Below are 4,106 nucleotides of genomic sequence, written 5' to 3'. Positions count from 1 at the left end.
ATGTCAGCCTTCTGACGCCATGGACCCCGGCTTTCGCCGGGGTGCACAAGGGACAGCTCACCACCCCCAATCAGTCGTTCGCTGCCGATCTGGTCGGAATGACGGCAATCGACCCGTTGCGGACATTTTTTCGACAAGGACCTCGTCAATTGGTTCGTCGATTACGCCACGACATCATCTTGCCTGGCCTTGGTTGTGAACGTCCCAGACCTAGGGCACCGACGGCCGAAAATGCACTGGCACGCTGCCAGTCGAGTCTTTCATAGACTCGGGCAATTCAATGGGATCGGGGAAGGGCGCGCAGCTCTGCAATTTCGCGACCAATGTTGAAGGGTCGCCGCTATTAGCGGTAAAAGTAACCGCAGGAGGCTTTGCAAGCCAGCCGCCTTCGCGAAGCGCGAGAGTGACCTCCGCTTTCTTCAGTGCATCCGCCCCGATACAACGGCGCGTATGCGCCTGCACAGCCAGTGACCAGCTCATCCTTTGCTCGTGACGGGAAACAAGAGAGGTGTCCAATTTTCCCTTTGGGCGGACGAGCCCATCACCCTGAGGCGTATTGGCCCACGCGCTGCTGACTGCCGTCAGCGCGAATAACAAAAAAGAGCCCCGACGGGTGAGCTGTGTCATATATTCGATCTACGCGGCATGACGTCCACTTTCCACCCCAGAGCAACCGCACGGTCAAACTCTCCTTGCATCACCCCGAGGCGGGAGCGACCGGCCTTGCGCCACGCCATCCACCTCCATCAACCCTCTTGCAATAAATTTCCTATGCGCTAATTTCTTTCCAATAGAAAATTGGAGAGGGCGAAGCGATGGACAGACGGAATTTCATCCTGTCGGGGGCGGCCGTGTCGGCCACGATGGCGCTGGCACCCGCGGCGGGGGCCTGGGCGAAGACGCGCCCCCTCACCTTCGACGCAATGGGCGAGGTTCGTTTCGAATATGACGCCGCGCTGATCGGCGCGATGCGCGCGAGCGGGCTCGACGCGATCACCGTCACGCTCTGCGATCCCAAACATTATGAAGGGCAGGCCTATGAGGACGCGGTGCAGGCGGTTCTCGACCATGACGCGCATATCGCGAAGCATCCCGAACTGTTCCTGAAGGCAACCAAGACCGGCGACATCGACGTCGCCCGCGCGCATGGCCAGCTCGCGCTCTTCTACCTGTTCCAGAACAGCACCCAGTTCGGGCGCGACCTCGACAATGTCGACCTCTTCTACAAGCTCGGCGTGCGCTCGGCGCAGATCACCTACAACGACCAGAATTGGGCGGGCGCGGGGTGCAAGGAACTCGGCGCGAACGGGCTCACCCATTTCGGCCGCGAGCTCGTCGACCGGATGAATGCGCGCGGCATGCTGATCGACCTGTCGCATTCGAACATGCAGACGATGGCCGACACGATCGCCGCGTCGAAAGTCCCGGTTATCGTCTCGCACACCGCGTGCATGGCGGTGCACAGCAATATCCGCAACACGACCGACGCGAACCTGCGCCTGCTCGCCGACAAGGGCGGGGTCGCCGGCATCTGCCAGATGCGGCCGTTTCTGACCACCAAGCGCGGCGGCGACGCGCTGCCCGAATATTTCCGTCATATCGACCATGCGGTGAAGGTGATGGGCGCCGACCATGTCGCGATCGGCAGCGACCGCGACCACCGCGTCGTCGAGATGACCGACGCCTATATCGCCGAGCTGAAGGCCGAGGAGGGCGCCAATTTCCACGAGCCCGACTGGCCGCTGTTCATCGACGAACTCAACGGCCCGCGCCGCATGGAGGTGGTGTGGGACGGCGTGCGCAAGCTCGGCTATCCCTCGGCCACCGTCGAAAAGATCATGGGGACCAACGTCCGGCGCATCTATCAGGAGGTGATCGGATGAGCCCGCGCCGCGCGATCGGCGTCGCCAGCCTCGCTTTTGCCATGCTGCCGATGGCAGCCCCCGCGTCGGCGAACCAGCAAGTCCCCGGCGCCGACGCGGGGAATTGCGCCACCAGCCTGATCGGGACGCCGCTGACGATCCCGAAATATTCCGCCGCGACGCAGAAGATGCTCGACGAGGATATCGCGATCGCCGCCGCGGCGCTGCGTATCGCGCCCGACCGCGAGGACAGCCATATCTGGTACGGCCGCCGCCTCGATTATGCGGGCCGCATCTGCGACTCGGTCGACGCGTTCAGCGCCGGGATCGCGAAATTCCCGAACAGCTACAAACTCTACCGCTTCCGCGCGCGCGACCTCACCCGCGCGCGCAAGTTCAAGGAGGCGCTCGCCGATTATGACAAGGCGCTCGAGCTGATGGGCGACACGCCCGACAGTTTCGAACCCGACGGCATGCCGAACCCCGTCGGGCTCACGATCAGCACCTATCGCGGCAACATCGTCTATTATCACGCGCAGACCAGCTTCGCGACCGGCGACTATCCGACGATGGTGTCGGGCATGGCGAAGTCGCTCGCGCTCTCGGCCGATTTCGCGCGCGACGACATGCGCGTGCCGACCGCCTACTGGACCTATATCGCGTACCGCAAGATGGGCGAGCATGCGAAGGCGCGCGCCGCGATCGACGCGATCGAGCCGGGGCTGAAGCTGATCGAGAATTTCACCTATTACCAAGCAGTCCAGATCATGCAGGGCCGGCTCGACCCCGCGAGCGTCAAGGACACGCGCGACAGCACGATCAAGTTCGCGATCGCGATGGAGCGCCGCTTTGCCGGCGACGAGCAAGGCGCGAAGGCGCTGCTCGCCGAGATCGTCCGCGAAAATCCGCAGGGCCACTGGCCCTCGGAAGCCGAACTCGCCGCGCCCGATCGCAAGGCTTATTGAACGGGCGAAATTCGCGCGAGCCCGTCCATGATCGCGGTCAGCGCCAGCGCATTCTCGCGCTCCATCGCGCTGTGCCCGGCGTTGGTCACGACGTAAGAGACGGGCTCCGTCCCCGCGTCGCGCAGCGCCTGGGCCAGCCGCGACGCCTGCGTCAGCGGGCACACCTCGTCGAAACGGCCGTGCACGATATGCACCGGGATCGACGCCAGCGTGGCGATATTGTCGAAAAAATGACCCGCGGGGATAAACAGCTCGTTCGCGAAATAATGCGCCTCGATCTGCGCAAAACATAACGCGAAATCGGCCTCGCCGAACTTGCCGGTGTCGGCGGTTTCGGGGATCATGTTCGAAATTACGCCTTCCCACAAAGACCAGGTCAGCGCAGCCTTCAGCTGCCGCTCCTTCTCGGCGTCGTTCGTGGGCACCATGTCGAAGATCGCCTTGTACGACCCCATCACGTCGCCGCGCTCGTCGGGGGCGAGCACCGACAGCAGTTCGGCCCACTCGGCGGGATATTTCATATAGGCGCCGGGCTCGGTCAGCCCGTAGGGGTCGGCTTCCCACGTCGCGGCATTGCCCTGATACAGATAGAGCAGATCCTCGGGCGCGCCGAGGAAGATGCCACGCAGGATCAGGCTCGCGGTATGATCGGGATGCGCGATGGCATAGGCCATCGCCAAAGTGCTCCCCCAACTCCCCCCGAAAACATGCATCGGCCCGTCGATTTCCAGCTTCTCGCGCAATTTCTCGATATCGCCGATCAGGTCTTCGGTGGTGTTCTTTGCGAGCGCGACCGCCGGACCGGCCGACGCGACATTGGGCTCGCTCTTGCCGCACCCGCGCTGGTCGAACAGGATCATGCGGTAACGCTTCGGATCGAAGAAGCGCGCCATCGCCGGCGCGCATGCACCGCCGGGACCGCCGTGCAGGAACATCACCGGCTCGCCATCGGGATTGCCATATTCTTCCCAGTAAATGCGGTGCGCTGGGTCGCGGTCGACCTCGAGCCAGCCGAAATTCAGGCACGGCGGCTGCGGATAGACCCAGTCGTCGCCGATCTTGCTCGAAGCCTGCAACCGCGAAAAATCCATGTTCGACGCCTTTCCTCTTATCCGTTTGACCCGAAGGGTGGCGAAATTTGGTGACGGGCGCAATCATCGCGATGACCGGCCCGCATCGCCGGTCGCCGTCATGCCTCTGGATGGAATTCCGCTTTCGCCCGGGAGTTGCCGTTGACGATCCTCCCTGTGGCGCAGCCATGGGGAGGTGGCAGCGCGAA

4 protein-coding genes are annotated in these 4,106 nt (G+C 63.2%); 2 read left to right on the top strand and 2 right to left on the bottom strand.

Annotated features, from left to right (window positions below):
- Positions 1–210 precede the first annotated feature (210 nt).
- Complete coding sequence (locus tag VGD20_RS08240) at positions 211–627, bottom strand: hypothetical protein (RefSeq protein WP_331133981.1); 417 nt, start codon at positions 625–627, stop codon at positions 211–213.
- Positions 628–815: 188 nt separating this feature from the next.
- Between VGD20_RS08240 and VGD20_RS08235 the strand changes: the two genes are divergently transcribed.
- Complete coding sequence (locus VGD20_RS08235; RefSeq protein ID WP_331133980.1) at positions 816–1,883, top strand: dipeptidase; 1,068 nt, start codon at positions 816–818, stop codon at positions 1,881–1,883.
- A complete protein-coding gene (locus VGD20_RS08230; protein ID WP_331133979.1) occupies positions 1,880–2,827 on the top strand; it encodes a hypothetical protein in 948 nt (315 codons plus the stop codon). The genes VGD20_RS08235 and VGD20_RS08230 overlap by 4 nt, the downstream gene beginning before the upstream one ends.
- Here the strand turns inward: VGD20_RS08230 and pip are convergent.
- Positions 2,821–3,918 (bottom strand): prolyl aminopeptidase, encoded by a 1,098-nt coding sequence (pip, locus tag VGD20_RS08225; RefSeq protein WP_331133978.1) that lies wholly within the window; start codon positions 3,916–3,918, stop codon positions 2,821–2,823. The genes VGD20_RS08230 and pip overlap by 7 nt on opposite strands.
- Between the last annotated feature and the right edge of the window lie 188 nt (positions 3,919–4,106).

The organism is Sphingopyxis sp. (assembly GCF_036402335.1).
GTDB lineage: Bacteria > Pseudomonadota > Alphaproteobacteria > Sphingomonadales > Sphingomonadaceae > Sphingopyxis.
Note: the sequence above shows the minus strand (reverse complement) of the source record. Positions and strands in the feature narration are given on the sequence as shown.